At 69.9% G+C, this 15,503-nt stretch carries 13 protein-coding genes and 1 tRNA gene; 11 read left to right on the forward strand and 3 right to left on the reverse strand.

Features of this window, described 5'->3' with window-relative positions; genetic code table 11:
- The 11 genes from CVO76_RS11490 to CVO76_RS11540 form a co-directional block, all read left to right on the forward strand.
- On the forward strand, window positions 1-747 hold a 747-nt coding region (locus CVO76_RS11490), incomplete at its 5' end, for a M4 family metallopeptidase (protein WP_208739346.1).
- Window positions 744-1,241: a protealysin inhibitor emfourin gene (locus CVO76_RS11495; protein ID WP_208739347.1), complete on the forward strand. Its 498-nt coding sequence runs from the start codon at window positions 744-746 to the stop codon at window positions 1,239-1,241. The genes CVO76_RS11490 and CVO76_RS11495, both read left to right, overlap by 4 nt.
- 23 nt (window positions 1,242-1,264) lie before the next feature.
- A tRNA-Gly gene (locus CVO76_RS11500) sits at window positions 1,265-1,335 on the forward strand.
- Between the two features lie 99 nt (window positions 1,336-1,434).
- Window positions 1,435-1,866 (forward strand): aspartate 1-decarboxylase, encoded by a 432-nt coding sequence (gene panD / locus CVO76_RS11505; protein WP_208739348.1) that lies wholly within the window; start codon window positions 1,435-1,437, stop codon window positions 1,864-1,866.
- A 236-nt stretch (window positions 1,867-2,102) separates the two neighbouring features.
- Window positions 2,103-3,356 (forward strand): extracellular solute-binding protein, encoded by a 1,254-nt coding sequence (locus tag CVO76_RS11510; RefSeq protein ID WP_244186327.1) that lies wholly within the window; start codon window positions 2,103-2,105, stop codon window positions 3,354-3,356.
- 122 nt (window positions 3,357-3,478) lie between these two features.
- On the forward strand, window positions 3,479-4,366 hold the full coding sequence (locus CVO76_RS11515; protein WP_244186328.1) for a carbohydrate ABC transporter permease: 888 nt from the start codon (window positions 3,479-3,481) through the stop codon (window positions 4,364-4,366).
- The gene (locus CVO76_RS11520) at window positions 4,366-5,214 is read left to right on the forward strand and encodes a carbohydrate ABC transporter permease (protein ID WP_208739350.1); all 849 of its coding nucleotides are present in this window, start codon (window positions 4,366-4,368) and stop codon (window positions 5,212-5,214) included. Before CVO76_RS11515 ends, CVO76_RS11520 begins: the two co-directional genes overlap by 1 nt.
- A 31-nt stretch (window positions 5,215-5,245) precedes the next feature.
- Window positions 5,246-6,613 (forward strand): ABC transporter ATP-binding protein, encoded by a 1,368-nt coding sequence (locus CVO76_RS11525; RefSeq protein WP_133081334.1) that lies wholly within the window; start codon window positions 5,246-5,248, stop codon window positions 6,611-6,613.
- 89 nt (window positions 6,614-6,702) lie between these two features.
- Window positions 6,703-8,412, forward strand: a complete 1,710-nt coding sequence (locus CVO76_RS11530) for a helicase HerA-like domain-containing protein (protein ID WP_208739351.1) — start codon at window positions 6,703-6,705, stop codon at window positions 8,410-8,412.
- Window positions 8,413-8,417: 5 nt separating this feature from the next.
- Window positions 8,418-8,834, forward strand: coding sequence for a hypothetical protein (locus CVO76_RS11535; protein WP_133081336.1), 417 nt, complete (start codon window positions 8,418-8,420; stop codon window positions 8,832-8,834).
- A gap of 25 nt (window positions 8,835-8,859) precedes the next feature.
- Complete coding sequence (locus tag CVO76_RS11540; protein WP_244185914.1) at window positions 8,860-9,846, forward strand: hypothetical protein; 987 nt, start codon at window positions 8,860-8,862, stop codon at window positions 9,844-9,846.
- Window positions 9,847-9,893: 47 nt separating this feature from the next.
- Here the strand turns inward: CVO76_RS11540 and CVO76_RS11545 are convergent, their stop codons facing one another.
- The 3 genes from CVO76_RS11545 to CVO76_RS11555 all read right to left on the reverse strand — a co-directional run bounded on the left by CVO76_RS11545 (window position 9,894) and on the right by CVO76_RS11555 (window position 15,420).
- Entirely contained in the window at window positions 9,894-10,985 is a 1,092-nt protein-coding gene (locus CVO76_RS11545) for an SDR family oxidoreductase (RefSeq protein WP_208739352.1), read from the reverse strand.
- A gap of 317 nt (window positions 10,986-11,302) precedes the next feature.
- Entirely contained in the window at window positions 11,303-13,291 is a 1,989-nt protein-coding gene (locus CVO76_RS11550; RefSeq protein ID WP_208739353.1) for an NHL domain-containing thioredoxin family protein, read from the reverse strand.
- Window positions 13,288-15,420 (reverse strand): cytochrome c oxidase assembly protein, encoded by a 2,133-nt coding sequence (locus CVO76_RS11555; protein WP_208739354.1) that lies wholly within the window; start codon window positions 15,418-15,420, stop codon window positions 13,288-13,290. The genes CVO76_RS11550 and CVO76_RS11555 overlap by 4 nt, the downstream gene beginning before the upstream one ends.
- Window positions 15,421-15,503: the final 83 nt, after the last annotated feature.

The following is a 15,503-nucleotide window of genomic DNA, read 5'->3' on the forward strand; positions in this document are numbered from 1 at the left end:
CTCGGCTCCACCTACCGGCTGTTCAGCGAGGAGTACGGGCGGTCCTCGATCGACGGCGCCGGCAGGCCGCTCGAGGCCACGGTGCACTACGGCACCGGCTACGACAACGCGTTCTGGGACGGCGGGCGCATGGTGTTCGGCGACGGCGACGGCGAGATCTTCGGGCGATTCACGGCCTCCCTGACCGTCATCAGCCACGAACTGACCCACGGCTTCACGCAGTACTCGACCAACCTGGAGTACCAGGGCCAGTCGGGCGCTCTCAACGAGTCGCTGTCGGACGTGTTCGGTGTCCTCGTGGAGCAGCGGGAACTGCGGCAGGACGCGGCCGACGCGTCCTGGCTCGTGGGAGCCGGCATCTTCACCGCCCAGGTGCAGGGGGAGGCGCTCCGCTCACTGCGGGCACCGGGCACCGCGTACGACGACGACGTCCTCGGCAAGGACCCGCAGCCCGCCACCATGGCGGACTACGTGGAGACGACGTCGGACAACGGCGGCGTGCACATCAACTCCGGGATCCCCAACCACGCCTTCTACCTCGCGGCGACCGCCCTCGGCGGACAGGCCTGGGAGGGCGCCGGACGCATCTGGTACGACGCCGTCCTCGGGGGCACCATCCCACCGGACTGCGACTTCCCGGCCTTCGCGCGTGCCACCGTCGGCGCCGCGGAGAAGCGTTTCGGCGCCGGCAGTCCCGAGGCCGGAGCGGTCACCGGCGCCTGGTCCCAGGTCGGCGTGCTGCCGTGAGGATCGAGATCACCCGCTCGGGCGGCTTCGCTGGGCTCACCCGCACCTGGAGCATCGAGGTGAGCCGCACCGAGGCCGAGGAACGCTGGCTGCCGCTCGCGGAGGCGGAAGCGGGTGCGGCCGGCCCGGAGGGCGGTACCCGCGCCGGGGGACCTCCTGCCGGGGATGCCGCACAGGCGGCCGGGTCCGCGCCGGGGGCCCAGCGCGACCGCTTCACCTATCGGATCGCCATCGGCTACACGGAGGTGTACGTGCCGGAGAGCCGGCTCGAGGAGCCCTGGCGGGAACTGATCGAGCGGGCCCGGGCTGAGGCGCGCGCCGCTCCCGCGGCCGCAACTGCGGACGGGGCACCGGTCACGGCCGGAGAGCGTGAGGGGTCCCGGGCCGGCCGGGCAGCGTCCGGGGCGGCTGACGGAGCCGACGCAGCGGGTCCGGACGGGGGTCCCGAGCACGCAGGCGACGCCGGTCCCGGGAAGCCGCAAGAACTGTTGTAAGGTGATGGAGCGGTTCCAACCGTGCGGGCGTAGCTCAATGGTAGAGCGCTAGCTTCCCAAGCTCGATACGCGGGTTCGATTCCCGTCGCCCGCTCTCGACCCCCGGCGGGGTCCGTCCCCGGAGCTCCGGGTGTGCCCAAGGACACCTTCCGCCGCTCCGCGGCATGCGCCCGACCGGCGTATTCTTGAGGCGATGAATCGCACAATGTTCAAGTCGAAGATCCACCGCGCCACGGTCACCCATGCCGACCTGCACTACGTCGGGTCCGTGACGGTGGACCTGGACCTGCTCGATGCCGCGGACATCCTGCCCGGCGAGCTGGTGTCGATCGTCGACATCACCAACGGCGCGCGGCTCGAGACCTACACCATCGCCGGCGAGCGGGGATCCGGCGTCCTCGGCATCAACGGCGCCGCGGCGCACCTCGTCCAGCGCGGCGACCTCGTCATCCTGATCACCTACGCGCAGATGACCACCGAGGAAGCGCGTGCCTTCGTCCCCACCGTCGTGCACGTGGACGCCGGCAACCGGATCGTCGAGCTCGGCTCCGATCCTGCCGAGGCGGTCACCGGTGACCTCGAGCGCCCGCCCTTCGCGCTGGACAACTCCGCCGTCTCCGCCTGAACCACCTCGCACCTCCGCCGGCTCCCGTGGGTCCTGGACGCCCTTTTGCGCGATGGTCAGCAGACTGCCTAGCGGTTTGGGGCAGCAAGGCATAGGGTCGAAAAGCAAGCTTGCTTAGGCTGTCGATTCGCTCGAACCGTCAGCCGGGCTGTCTACGAGGATGTGGAGGCTCGGTACGAATGCCGACTAGTCGAAGAACACGCAGGAGCCGTCCGAAGGCCGCCGTCGTCGTGAGCATGATCATGGGGACACTCGCCATGAGCGGCTGCGGTCCGGCACAGGCGGACAACTCCCTGACCTGGTACATCAACCCCGACAACGGGGGCCAGGCCGCAATAGCGCAGAAGTGCAGCGACGAATCGGGCGGGCGCTACCGCATCGAGACCTCGCTCCTGCCGAGCGACGCCGCCTCCCAGCGGGAGCAGCTGGCACGGCGCCTCGCCGCGGGGGATTCGTCGCTCGACATCATGAGCCTCGATCCCCCCTTCATCCCGGAACTCGCCGAGCCGGGCTTCCTGGCGCCGGTGCCCGAGGAGGTCGCGGAGAGCACGACGGAGAACGTCGTCGAGGGTGCCCTCGCCGGGGCCACCTGGAAGGACGAACTCGTCACCGTCCCGTTCTGGGCCAACACGCAGATCCTCTGGTACCGCAAGTCGGTGGCGGAGGCCGCCGGCCTGGACATGAGCAAGCCCGTCACGTGGGAGCAGATCATGGAGGCCGCAAAGAGCCAGGACAAGTCCCTGGGCGTCCAGGGCGCGCAGGCGGAGTCGATGACGGTCTGGGTGAACGCCCTGATCGAGTCGGCGGGGGGCTCCATCATCGTCGACCCCGAGGCGACGGCGGACACCATCGAGCTCGGCCTCGACTCCGACGCCGGTGTCGCTGCAGCCGAGGTGATCTCCACGATCGGCAAGGACGGACTGGGCGGCCCGGGGCTTCCCACCCAGGACGAGAACGCCTCGCTCATCGCCTTCCAGGGCGACTCCGGCTCCTTCATGGTCAACTACCCGTTCGTCTGGCCGGCCACCACGGCCGCCGTCGAGGCGGGCACGCTGGACCAGGCGGTCGTCGACGACCTCGGCTGGGGCATCTTCCCGCGCATGACGGCGGACCAGGAGTCGGCGCCCCCGCTCGGCGGTATCAACCTCGGCGTCGGAGCCGAGAGCGACAACCCCGACCTCGCGTACGAAGCGGTCCAGTGCATCGTCTCCGTGGAGAACCAGGCGGAGTACTTCGTGACCAACGGCAATCCGCCGTCCAACACGGAGGCCTACGAGGACCCCCGGATCGAGGAGACCTTCCCCATGGCCGAGACCATCCGGGATTCCCTCCAGGTAGCAGCACCCCGTCCGCAGACCCCGTTCTACAACGAGGTCTCCACCGGCATCCAGCAGCGCTGGGCGCCCCCCGCCGACGTCGACCCGGACAGCACCCCGGAGACGTCGAGCGACTTCATCACATCGGTCCTTCGAGGGGAGCAACTCCTGTGACCTCCGCCATCCCAGCGAAGACGACGACGGCGTCGTCCACCGAGCCCGGCCCGCGCGTCGAACGCGACACCGGCACGGGCAACGGCAAGACCAAGAAACCCCAGAAGCAGTACAGCGACCGCGTGCGTGCCGAGCGTCGGCTCGGCTGGATCCTCGCCGGGCCGGCATTCGTGATCATGCTGCTCGTGACGCTGTACCCGATCCTGCAGGCCATCTACGAATCACTGTTCCGCTTCCGCCTCACGGCCCCCGGCGAGCGCGAGTTCATCGGTCTCGGGAACTACGCCGTGATCCTCTCCGACCCGGTCTGGTGGTCGGGCCTGTGGACCACGGTGTTCATCACCGTCGTCACCGTGATCGTGGAACTCGTCCTCGGCTTCGCCCTCGCCCTCGTGATGCACAAGGCCCTGAAATCCGTGCGCGGTCTGCTGCGCACGGCGATCCTCGTGCCGTACGGCATCATCACCGTCGTCTCCGCGTTCGCGTGGTTCTACGCGTTCGACATCAACTCGGGGTACGTCAACAACTGGTTCGGCTGGCTTCCCGGCATCGACGAGAACCTGAACTGGTTCGCGCAGGGGCCCACGGCCCTCTTTGTCATCATGGCGTCGGAGATCTGGAAGACAACCCCGTTCATCTCGCTGCTCCTCCTCGCCGGCCTCGCGCAGGTACCCGACGAACTCAGCGAGGCGGCGAAGGTCGACGGAGCCACCTGGTGGGAGCAGATGCGCAAGGTCATCATCCCCAACATGAAGGCCGCGATCATGGTCGCCGTGCTCTTCCGTGCGCTGGACGCCTTCCGGATCTTCGACAACGTGTTCATCATGACCAACGGGGCGTACGGCACGGAAGTGCTGTCGCTGCTCGCCTACCGACAATCGATCAGCCGGCTCGAGATCGGGCTCGGCTCTGCCGTCTCCGTCCTCCTGTTCCTGTGCGTCCTGCTGATCTGCTTCATCGCGATCAAGCTGTTCAAGGTCGATCTCGCCGGATCGCAGGGAGGAAAGTAATGACGAACACCAGTACCCGGGGCAAGATCCTCTGGGCAATCGTGACGGTCCTCGTCCTGATCTACGCGCTGTTCCCCGTGGTCTCGATCCTCGCCACGTCGTTCAAGGCCCCCAGCGACCTCACGAGCGGCAAGTTCCTCCCGACGTCCGGCAGGGCCACCACCTCCAACTACGAGCAGATCCTGGTGGGAGACGCCCAGGGGCTGTTCCTCTCGGCCCTGCGCAACTCGATCGGCATCACGCTGATCGCGACCTTCATCGCCGTCGTCCTGGCCACCCTGTGCGCCTATGCGATCGCGAGGCTGGACTTCCCGGGCAAGAAGCTGGTCCTCACCACGGCGCTCGCGGTCTCGATCTTCCCGGTCATCTCGATCGTGACGCCGCTGTTCAACCTGTGGCGCACCATCGGGCTCTACGACACGTGGCTCGGCCTGATCATCCCGTACCTGTCACTGACCCTCCCGATCTCCATCTGGACCCTCGCCGCCTTCTTCCGGCAGATCCCGTGGGAGCTCGAGCAGGCCGCACAGGTGGACGGCGCGACGACGTGGCAGGCGTTCCGCAAGGCGATCGTGCCCCTGGCAGCGCCGGGAGTCTTCACCACCGCGATCATCGCGTTCTTCATCGCCTGGAACGACTTCGTGTACGGCATCTCGCTCACCTCCACCGAGGCGGCGAGGCCGGTGCCCGCCGCCCTCGCCTTCTTCACGGGTGCATCGCAGTTCGAGGCACCGACGGGGGCGATCTCCGCGGCGGCGATCATCGTCACCATCCCGATCGTCCTCCTGGTCCTGCTCTTCCAACGCCAGATCGTCTCGGGCCTGACCTCCGGCGCCGTCAAGGGCTAACGCCCCCGGTTCAAGTAAAGGATTTCGCACCATGGCTTCCATCACCCTCAATCACCTGGTCAAGAAGTACGGCGACGGCTTCCCCGCCGTCAACGATGTCAGCATCGATATCGCCGACGGTGAGTTCATCATCCTGGTCGGCCCCTCGGGCTGCGGGAAGTCCACGCTGCTGCGCATGATCGTGGGCCTCGAGGACATCACCGACGGCGATCTCCTCATCGACGGCCAGCGCGTGAACGACAAGGCGCCCCGCGACCGCAACCTGGCGATGGTGTTCCAGAACTACGCGCTGTACCCGCACCTCACGGTGTACGAGAACATCGCGTTCCCCCTGCGCCTGGCGAAGGGCAAGCATTCCGACGAGCAGGTCGACAAGCTCGTCACCGAGGCGGCCGCGACCCTCGAACTCACCGACCACCTGCAGCGCAAGCCGGCGAACCTCTCCGGCGGCCAGCGGCAGCGCGTCGCCATGGGACGCGCGATCGTGCGGCAGGCGGACGCCTTCCTCTTCGACGAGCCGCTCTCCAACCTCGATGCGAAGCTCCGCGGCCAGATGCGCTCGGAGATCTCCCAGATGCAGCGGCGCCTGGGCGTCACGTCGGTCTACGTGACGCACGACCAGACGGAGGCCATGACGCTCGGCGACCGCGTGGCCGTGCTGAAGAAGGGTGAACTGCAGCAGATCGCCTCGCCGCGTGAACTGTACGAACAGCCGGTCAACCTGTTCGTCGCCGGCTTCATCGGCTCTCCGTCGATGAACTTCCTGCCGGCGACCCTCGAGGGCAACCTGCTCAGGACGGCCATCGGCGACCTCGAGATCCCGGAGGACAAGGCGCGGAAGGCGGCGGGCAAGAAGGTCGTGCTCGTGGGCGTCCGGCCGGAGTTCTTCGAGGACGCCAAGCTCGTGGAGGACCACAAGAAGTCGAACGGGTCCACGTTCACGGCCACGCTGACCCACACGGAGTGGCTCGGGAACGAGCAGTACGGGTACATCAACTTCGATCCGGCCCCGGAGATGAGGGAACTACTCGACAGCCTGGCCCGGGACATGGACGCGGACGAACTGCGGCCGCAGGTCGTCGTCACTCTGGACGCGGCGAGCCGCATCCGCGGCGGGCGGGAGGCGGAGATCTGGCTCGACACGCGCAAGCTGCACCTGTTCGACGCCGAGTCGGGAGAGAACCTCACCCGCGACGCCGAGGCCGGCGCCGAGCTGACGCGGGAGGCGGCCGAGGAACGCGCCGAGGAGATCGCGACCGCCCAGCAGGCGGACGGACGCAGGGACGGCAACGGTTCCGCCGACGGCGCTCCCGGCCGGCGCGAGGACACCACGGTGAAGGCCGGGGCGGGCTCGTCAGGGGGCGCGACGGCGGCCGGCGGGCGACACACCGCGGGCTGACCGGACCGTTCCCAGCCCGCGCAGGCGGGCGCGACCACAGCAGGGCCGGCACCGGATCGGGTGCCGGCCCTGCTGTGTAGTCTGACCCTATGGTCGAACACGACGGCGCCGACCAGGTCGCCGACATCACTGCCGGATACGTCTTCGAGGGACCGACCCTCCAGCTCGGGGCGGCCCTCGTGGACGGGACGCTGCACACCGGCGCCCAGGTCCGGCTCCCCCTCGCCATGATGAACCGCCACGGGCTGATCGCCGGTGCCACGGGTACCGGCAAGACCGTGACGCTGCAGGTCCTCGCGGAACAGCTCTCGGCGCACGGCGTCCCGGTCTTCCTGTCGGACATCAAGGGTGACCTGACGGGTCTCGCCACGCCGGGCACCGCCTCGGAGCGGCTGGCGAAGCGCACCACGAGCGTCGGTCAGGACTGGGCTCCCGCCGCCTTCCCGGTCGAATTCCTCTCGCTCGGCCGGGACGGGAACGGCATCCCGGTCCGTGCCACGATCTCCTCGTTCGGGCCGCTGCTCCTGAGCCGTGTGATGGACCTCAACGAGACGCAGGAATCCAGTCTGCAGCTGGTGTTCCACTACGCCGACCGGAACGGCCTCGAACTCTACGACCTCGCCGACCTGCGCGCCGTCATCGGCTTCCTCACCTCGGCCGAGGGCAAGGAGGCCCTCGAACTGCTCGGCGGCCTCTCGAAGGCGACGGCCGGGGTGATCCTGCGCGAGCTGGTCGCTCTCGAGGCGCAGGGCATGGACGCCTTCTTCGGCGAACCGGAGTTCGACACCGCCGACCTGCTGCGCACCGCCGCGGACGGCCGCGGCATCATCACGGCGCTCGAACTCGTCGCGGTGCAGCAGAAACCCCGGCTCTTCTCCACGTTCCTGATGTGGCTGCTGGCGGACCTGTTCGCCGAGCTGCCGGAGGTCGGCGACGTCGACAAGCCCCGCCTCGTGTTCTTCCTCGACGAGGCGCACCTGCTCTTCACCGGTTCCTCGAAGGCCTTCCGTGAGTCCATCCAGGCGACCGTGCGGCTCATCCGGTCCAAGGGCGTCGGCATCTTCTTCATCACCCAGACACCCAGGGACCTCCCGGGAGAGATCCTGGGCCAGCTGGCCAACCGCGTGCAGCACGCCCTGCGCGCCTACACGCCCGACGACGCCAAGGCCCTGCGTGCCACGGTGTCGACCTTCCCGACGAGCCCCTACGACCTCGAGGAGGTCCTCACCTCCGCGGGCATCGGCGAGGCCGTGGTGACCGTGCTGAACGAGCACGGCGCTCCCACCCCCGTCGCCTGGACGCGCCTGCGCTCCCCCGCATCGGTCATGGGCCGCGCACCCGAGGGCACCGTGCCGGCCGCCGTCGCGTCATCACCGCTCCTCGCCAGGTACGGCGAGTCCGTCGACCGGCACTCGGCCTTCGAGACACTGGCAGCACGGGATGCGCCCGGAGGCGCTGCCGACGGCGGATCAGGCACCCGCGCCGATCCCCCGGCCGGGACGGGCGTCGCCTCGCGACGGGAGGACCGCGACGCGGAGGCCCGCCGCATCGAGGACGAGATCCTCGGTACGTCCTCGCCTCCCGCGGGTCCCGGGACCGGGTACGGGAGCGGCGGCCGCGGGGAGGGCGACGGACGGCGCTCCGGGCAGGGTCGTGCGCAGAGGACGGACCGGTGGGCAGGGCGCGCGCCCGACCGGGACGAGATGGCCGACCTCGCGCTCCGGGCTGCAGGGGTGATCGGCAAGGAACTGGCCCGCGGACTCTTCGGGACCAGGCGCCGCAGGCGCCCGTGGTCCTGAGGACCATGGCACGCCCTGTGGCGCCGAAGGACGCACCGATGGTCGTGACCGAGATCGTGAGCTCCACCCTCACGGCCCTGGGTGTGGGGCTGCTCGTCGCGGCACTCGTGATCCGGCTGGTCTACGGCTCGTGGGCCAGGACCCAGGCCGTCACGTACGAGCACGAGGGCCACCCGTACCTGCGCTGGCACGACAGCCGGTACAGGATCGTCGAAGCCCTGTGGTCGAGCTGCATGCGGCGGCGCCGCTCCGTGCCGGCTCCTCCACCGCCCGCTCCGGGCGAGGACGTCACCATCTTCTACCACGCCCGCAATCCCACGCGCTGGTCGCTCGAGGAGCCCTACCGCGGCACCCGGGTCATCGCCGGGATCGGGCTCGTGCTCGCCGTCGGAGGTGCCGCACTGGGCTTCCTGCCCGGCTGAACGGCGCAGCCGGTACCGTTGAGAGGTGCATACCAGCCCCGTAGTGAAGGTCGTCGCAGCATGGCTGCTCGCCCTCATGCTCGTCGCGGCAGCCTTCATCGCGGCCGTCGTGATCCTCAACGGACGGCTCTACAGCCCGGAGCACCAGGTGGGCCTGTACCTCGAAGCACTCCGCGACGGTGACGGCGGCAAGGCACTGGGCCTGCTCAACGCGTCAGTACCCGAGGGCTCGAATCCGGCCCTGCTCGAGGGTGACGCGCTCCGCAGGGCCAGTGCTCCGTTCGCCGACGTCGAGGTGGGCGAGGCACGCGACACGGGCGGGGACCGCGTCGAGGTTCCGGTGACCTACACCCTGGACGGCACGGAGTCGACGACGGTCTTCCCGCTCCGGCGCACGGGCACGGAGTGGGGCTTCTTCAACGTGTGGCAGTTCGAGCCGACCGTCCTGCCGACGGTCGAGGTGTCCGCCCTGAACAGCGTCGAAGCCGCGGTGAACGGCATGGACGTGGGCCTTCCCGACGGCAGGGCCGCGCTCGCGTCCTTCTACCCCGCGGTCGTCGACGCCGTGTACGAGGGACGGTACTTCCGGGCGCCGGCGCATTCGGTGACGGTGACGGGCCGGGACGCCCCGCCTCCGCCGCTGGCGCTCGCGACGGAGGCGACGCCGGAACTGACCTCGGCCGTGGACGACCGGCTGCGGGCCTTCCTGGATGACTGCGCGGCCCAGACGGTCTTCCAGCCGACCAACTGCCCGTTCAACTATCCGACGAACGAGCGGTTGGCGGGCGAGATCGCGTGGTCCATCGAGGAGTACCCGACGGCGACGATCACACCGACCGACGGCGGATGGTCGCTGGCACCGCTGCGCGGGTCGGCGCGTATCGAGACGCAGCTGAGGGACTTCTTCTCCGGTGCGGTCCGGGACGTCTCGGAGTCCGTCCCGTTCGATTTCGAGGCCGACCTCCGGGTGATCGGGGACGAGGTCACCGTGACACCCGTCGTCCGCTACTAGGAGAACCGCGCGGACAGCCTCGGCGGCCCGCGCGGTTCTCCTCCGCGTCAGGGGATGAGGTTCTCGGCGCGGTACCGGTCGAAGAGCGCGGTGAAGGCGTCGAGCGTCCGCCGGTAGCCGGTGAAGCCGGCGTCACGGCTCTTGCCCATGTCCGTCACCACCTCGATGTCGCGCCCCAGGTCGCTGTCCGTGTGCCACCACGATGCCACGCGGTCCAGGCGCGGCTCCGCGAGCCCGTAGCGCCGCGCGAGCTCCGCCCACTGCTCCTCGCGCCCCGTCATCGCCCGCTCGAGCGGCCGTGGCGACCCGGCATACCCCTCCCAGTCGACGCCGAAGTAGGCCGCGAGCCGGGGCCACATCCAGCGCCAGCGGAACACGTCCCCGTTGACGATGTTGTAGGCCTCGTCGGCGGCTCCGGGCGTCGTCGCGGCCCAGAGCATGTGCTCGGCGAGGAGGCCGGCGTCCGTCATGTCCGTCAGCCCGTTCCACTGGGTCTCCGAGCCGGGGAAGACGAACGGCTCACCCGTCTCCCTGCACAGCGCCGCCTGGGCCGCGAGGGTCAGGCCCATGTTCATCGCGTTGCCGACGGCGTGGCCGATCACGGTGTGCGACCGGTGGACCGACCAGGTGAAGCCCTGCGCGGCGGCCGCCGCGAACAGCTCGTCCTCCTGCGCGTAGTAGAAGTTCGCGACGGGCAGCCGCGGCTCCTCCTCGTGGAACGGGGTGTCGGCCATCTCACCGGCGGCGTAGGCCTCGAAGGGACCGAGGTAGTGCTTGAGGCCGGTCATGAGGGCCACGTGGGCCACGTCCTTGCCGCGCAGGGCGGCCAGGAGGTCGCGCAGCATGCCCGCGTTCACGGCGATGTTCTCCTCCTCGGTGTCCCGCCGGGACCACGCCGTGAAGAACACGTGGCTGGGGTCCACGGGGGCGAGGGCGGCGGACAGGGACTCGGCCGATGTCAGGTCCGCCGACAGCCAGCGCACGCCGCTGCGTTCCGCGCCGGCTGTGCGGGACAGTGCGAGCACCGACCATCCCTCGGCGAGAAGCTGCTCGACGAGCGCGGAGCCGGCGATCCCGGTCGCTCCCACGACGAGTGCCGTCCGCTCTCCCTGCGATGCTGCTGCCGTCCCTGCCGTCATCCTGCGCTCCTTCTCGTCGTGTCGCGTCCTGCCCGCGGATGCCTGCCTGCCGCGGACGTCCTGGCCGCCGGCGGAGGCATCGATCGTCGCGGGCTCCGAAGGCGACAAGCCGACCTGCCGGGAAGATATTCCGGCGGCAGCGAGGCGTGGGGGGATTCCCTGCTCCGGCCAGGGTCGGCATCGCCGTGCCGGACACCCGCACGCACCGCACGCCCCGCGCCCCCTCGCGCTACGTTCCGGCGCCGAGCCGCGGGCGCCGGACACACGAAGGGCACCGGCCGCGGCCGGTGCCCTTCGATGCGACCCGGACCGGCAGGTCAGTCGAGTCCGCGCAGATCCAGCGTCAGGACCGTGTCGCCGTCGGCCGTCACCGAGACCGGGATGCCCCAGTCCTGCTGGTACAGATGGCACGCCGCGTGGTCGGGGATCTCGCCGCCCGGCTCGCCGTCGCAGGACGCCGCGCGTGCCGTGATGTGCAGGACGCCGTCGCCCGCGTCCGGTGAGAGGACGAGCTCGCGCGTCAGTCCGGTGGACGTGCCGCCGCCCGAGACGAGGAGCGACTCCGGCGAGGCGCTGATCTTGAGCTGCGTGGGATCGCCCCAGCGGTCGTCGAGCTTCTGGCCCGTGGGCGCGGTGAAGCGCACCGTGAGGGCCACGGGGCCGGCCGCCATCGGCGTCTTCGGGCGCTGGGTCTGTGACGCTCCCTCGTCGACGGCCAGCGCCTCCTTGGGCAGCGGCACCCGGACGAGCTGGTGCCGGTTGGTCTCCACGACGATCAGCAGGGGGTCCCCGCCGTCGGCCACCGGCGTCATGTCGACCAGGACGTCGGACGGCTCGGCGAGGCCGCGCAGCAGCGTGGACACCTGGCGCGTGACCGGATCGTACCGGCGGACCGCGCCGTTGTAGGTGTCCGCGATGGCGATCGATCCGTCCGGCAGTGCCGTGACGCCCAGCGGATGCTGCAGGCGTGCCTGCTCGGCGTCGCCGTCGCGGAAGCCGAAGTCGAACAGTCCGGTCCCCACGGCGGTCTGGACCTGGACCCCGCGGCGTCCGTTCACTTCGACGAAGGACAGGAGGCGTACCGAGGAGGTCTCCGAGTCGGCGATCCAGATGGTGCCGTTGGCGTCCTCGGCGAGGCCGGAGGACTGGGCGAACCAGGCGGCCGATGCGTCGCCGTCGAGCAGTCCCTCGAGGCCGGTGCCGGCAAGGACCTCGACGGCGTGCGTGCGGGGGTCGTAGCTGAAGATCTGGTGGGTACCGGCCATGGCGATGACCACGCGGTCCAGGACCGACGAGTACAGCACGTCCCACGGCGAGGACAGCGAGAGATTCAGGGCATCGGTGCCGAGCTGCGTCTCGGTGAGCCGGGGCGTCTCGCTGGGGGCACCGATCTCGTGGGAGTTCGCCTGCGGCCCGGTCTTGGTGTGGTTGCCGGCGTCGAGCAGTCGCTGCGTCCCGTTGCCCGCGAGGGTGCGCACCTCCCCCGTGGCGAGGTCCACGCCGCGCAGGCGGTGGTTCACGGAGTCGGCGACGACGACGTCGTACCCGACCTCGGCGGCCAGTTCCGCCGGCAGCAGCGCGACGCCCTGGGGCTCGTTGAACTCGGCCTCGTCCGCTCCGCCGTCACGGAAGCCCTTGGTGCCCGAGCCGATGGTGCGCCGCACGGTGACGAGGTCCGCTTCGAGTTCCACGAGCCGGTGGTGCCCGGTGTCACCGGCGAGGAAGGTGCCGGTGGCGGGCAGCGCGAGGAGCTTGCCGGGAAACTTCAGGTCGCCCGCGGTGCTCTCGGCCGGGACGTACGGGCCGTCCCCGCGGTGCAGGGTCCCCTTGGCCTCGTGCTCGGCGACGAGCTCCTCGACGAGCGAGGTGAGCCCTGCGGCGTGGCCCTCGCCGGAGAGGTGCGCCACGATGTACCCCTCGGGATCGATCACCACGAGCGTGGGCCAGGCCCGTGCCGTGTAGGCCTGCCAGGTGGTGAGCTCGGGGTCGTCGAGGACGGGGTGGTGGATGTCGTACCGCTCGACGGCGGCGGCGAGAGCCACCGGGTCGGCCTCGTGCTCGAACTTCGGCGAGTGCACGCCCACGGTGACGAGGACGTCCGAGTACTGCTCCTCGAGGGGACGCAGTTCGTCGAGGACGTGCAGGCAGTTGATGCAGCAGAACGTCCAGAAGTCGAGGATCACGATCTTCCCGCGGAGATCCTCGAGCTGCAGCTGCTTACCGCCGGTGTTGAGCCAGTTACGGCCGGTCAGGGCTGAGCCGCGCACGCGGTAGTTCACTCGGGCGCGGACGGTGGTCTCGGTCATTCATCGTCTCCTGCTGTGGTGGTCACCCGCGTCGCGCCCTGGGAGCCCGGACGGGGTCCGACGTCGCGCGCGGCGAGGTCGGCGAACATGTTGTTGTAAGCCGTGAGATCGGCGTCGTTATTCCTGTCCGCCGCGCGGTCCTTGCGCTTCGTCTCGCGCGCGTCCGAGCGGGACCACATGATGGCCACGCCGATCGCGAGCAGGAGCGTGGGCAGTTCCCCCACACCCCAGGTCACGGCGCCGCCCACCTGCTGGTCCGCGAGGGCGGACGCACCCCAGTCGCGGCCCATGTTGCCGAACCAGGAGGCCTCGAGCAGCGACGTCGAGCCCATGAGCGTGACGCCGAAGAAGGCGTGGAAGGCCATGGTCGCGAAGAGCAGCAGGATCCGCATCGGGTACGGGGCGCGCAGCGGAACGGGATCGGAGCCGATCATCGAGAGCACGAAGACGTAGCCGGTGAGGAGGAAGTGCGTGATCATCAGCTCGTGGCCCACGTGCTCGCGGAGGGCGAAGCCGAAGATCGGCGAGTAGTAGAAGACGATGATCGAGGCCACGAAGTTGCCCGCGGCGACGAGGGGGTGCGTGATGATCCTCGACGGCCAGGAGTGCACGATCACCAGGATCCACTCCCGCAGCCCCCGCGTGCCGTCGCGGCGTGCCCTCAGTGCCTTGAGCGCGAGGGTCACGGGCGCGCCCAGCACCAGGAACAGCGGCACCACCATGGTGAGTGCCATGTGGTCGATCATGTGGGCGCTGAAGAGCACCATCCCGTAGATCGCCGGCGCGCCGGACGTGAAGTAGGTCAGCAGGGCCAGGCCCACGAGCCAGCTGAGGAGCCTGGGCACGGACCAGGAGTCCCCGCGGCGATGGAGTTTCACCATGCCGAGGACGTAGGCGACCCCGAAGGTCAGCGCGACGGTGATCCACAGCCAGTCGGGCCGCCACTCGGTGAGCCAGCGGGCGGCGGTGGGCTCGGGCGGGAGGTCGTAGCCGGTCAGGACGCGGGCCGGGCCCGCCTCGGTGGGCAGTTCCTCCGCACGGGGCGGGGCCGTGCGTCCGAGTGCCCCGGCCACACCGGATACCGCTCCCATGAGGACCAGCTCGACGGCGATCAGCTGCCACAGCACGCGGCGCGCGGAGAGCTTCGACCCGGTGGTGGCCGCAGGATCCCCGAGCTGCGGGATGATCCATTGCCGGTGCATCCAGCCGATGCCGCCGAGGAGCAGCGTGGCGATCGTCTTGAACGTGACCAGCAGTCCCCACTGGGAACTGAGCTGGGCGAGGTCGGTGATGCGGAGGCCGGCGTTCACGACGCCCGAGCCCACCACGAGGACGAACGCGAAGCCGGCCAGGGCGGAGAAGCGCTTGAGGACCGGGAGCGCCTGGTCCCCCAGCTTCCCGCTGACGACGGCGAGGGAGATGATGCCACCCACCCACAGGCAGACACCGACGAGGTGCAGGGCGATCGAGTTCACCGCCGCGTTGTGGTCGTCGCCGCTGGCCGAGTGGCCGATCAGCGCCATGGGCAGCAGATTCAGGAGTGCGAACACCAGGGTGAGTGCCAGTCCGGTCTGCGAGCGGACCCCGAACAGGATCGTGGCCAGCACGGCCGAGACGATGGAGGTGACCAGCCAGGCGCGGCCGGTGGAGAAGTCGGTGAGGAACGCCGCGAGCCCCTGCGTGTACGCGGGGTCGGTGCTGAGCGGCAGGCCTGCGGCATCGGAGTAGGTGAAGACCATGACGCCCAGCGCGCCGAGCGTCCAGGCGACGGCGGAGACGGAGGCCAGGAGCAGAACGCGGGCGAAGGCAGGATGCTCGGCCGCGTCGGCCGTCGGTCTGCGGCCGTTGGCGCCGACCGTGCGCGGCAGCATGATGACCGCGAAGACGAGGGCGCCGATGGTGCCCGCGGCTGCGGTGTTGTTCAGCACCTTGGCGACGGGCAGTCCCCAGCGCGTCAGGGCGCCGGGGTCGCCGAGCTGCCGGGCAGCGGCCGCTCCCGAGTAGAACAGGGCGATGACGAGTGCCGCGAGGACGACGACACCCGCGAGGGTCAGCCAACCGGCTCCGAGCGCACGCTCCACGGGGGCGCTGGCGGACTTCTCGCGCGGTTGCCTACCGGTCGTCGTCATATACACCATTCTCTACCCGCAGTAGAAATAGGGCCAATCCTCCGTCCGGTGTCGTTAACGACGGAGGGCCGCTGCCGTCGTGG

This window comes from Arthrobacter agilis, from assembly GCF_002953615.1.
Taxonomy (GTDB): domain Bacteria; phylum Actinomycetota; class Actinomycetes; order Actinomycetales; family Micrococcaceae; genus Arthrobacter_D; species Arthrobacter_D agilis_B.

Excerpts from the sequence above, each read along its gene's own strand:
- panD (WP_208739348.1), top strand. The coding sequence starts at position 1,435 with ATGAATCGCACAATGTTCAAGTCGAAGATCCACCGCGCCACGGTCACC.
- CVO76_RS11510 (WP_244186327.1), top strand. The coding sequence starts at position 2,103 with ATGATCATGGGGACACTCGCCATGAGCGGCTGCGGTCCGGCACAGGCG.
- CVO76_RS11520 (WP_208739350.1), top strand. The coding sequence starts at position 4,366 with ATGACGAACACCAGTACCCGGGGCAAGATCCTCTGGGCAATCGTGACG.
- CVO76_RS11525 (WP_133081334.1), top strand. The coding sequence starts at position 5,246 with ATGGCTTCCATCACCCTCAATCACCTGGTCAAGAAGTACGGCGACGGC.
- CVO76_RS11530 (WP_208739351.1), top strand. The coding sequence starts at position 6,703 with ATGGTCGAACACGACGGCGCCGACCAGGTCGCCGACATCACTGCCGGA.
- CVO76_RS11535 (WP_133081336.1), top strand. The coding sequence starts at position 8,418 with ATGGCACGCCCTGTGGCGCCGAAGGACGCACCGATGGTCGTGACCGAG.
- CVO76_RS11545 (WP_208739352.1), bottom strand. The coding sequence starts at position 10,985 with ATGACGGCAGGGACGGCAGCAGCATCGCAGGGAGAGCGGACGGCACTC.
- CVO76_RS11550 (WP_208739353.1), bottom strand. The coding sequence starts at position 13,291 with ATGACCGAGACCACCGTCCGCGCCCGAGTGAACTACCGCGTGCGCGGC.
- CVO76_RS11555 (WP_208739354.1), bottom strand. The coding sequence starts at position 15,420 with ATGACGACGACCGGTAGGCAACCGCGCGAGAAGTCCGCCAGCGCCCCC.